Annotated in this window: 1 protein-coding gene; it reads right to left on the reverse strand. The window is 59.7% G+C overall.

The genetic code is table 11. From position 1 onward, the window contains the following. Nucleotides 1-78: 78 nt before the first annotated feature. Nucleotides 79-489 (reverse strand): glycosyl hydrolase 108 family protein (locus tag EN852_RS35030; protein WP_281407825.1); only part of this gene is annotated, 411 nt, incomplete at its 5' end.

Here is a 489-nt window from a genome sequence, read left to right on the forward strand (position 1 = left end):
CTTGCTCTGCAAAATACCTTTAACGTCGTCCATTAGAGTTTCTTTCCTTGTGGCCCAGAATACCACGCGGGAATCTCCTCAGGCCAGCGCAATCGCGTCCGACGTGACGGCGGCAACTCGCAGCGCCCAACCGGTGGCGTTCGGCTTCCAGTTCTTCAGCTTCACCATGAATTGCATACGCGCCGAACCCATCCGAGCAATGGTGGCGGGCACGTTGCAGCGGGCGACTGCGCTGGCTGTCTTTGGGCCGAACACGCCGTCCGGGTTGAGGCCGAGGGCCTGCTGTAGGAGCTTGATGGCGACCGGTGGCCCCGAGTTGATAGCGATGTCGAATACCGCGTAATCCAGGCCGATAGGGAGCCGGTCGCAATAGGCGCGGTCCCAATAGCCTACCTTCCAAATCTTCCGGGCGTCCGCTTCTGAGAGCGCCATTAGGGCAGCAAGGTTGGCAGCTTCAGGTGACGTAAGGCCGATGACACTGTGATACAT

Origin of the sequence: Mesorhizobium sp. M2E.F.Ca.ET.209.01.1.1 (genome assembly GCF_004010375.2) — a bacterium.
GTDB lineage: Bacteria > Pseudomonadota > Alphaproteobacteria > Rhizobiales > Rhizobiaceae > Mesorhizobium.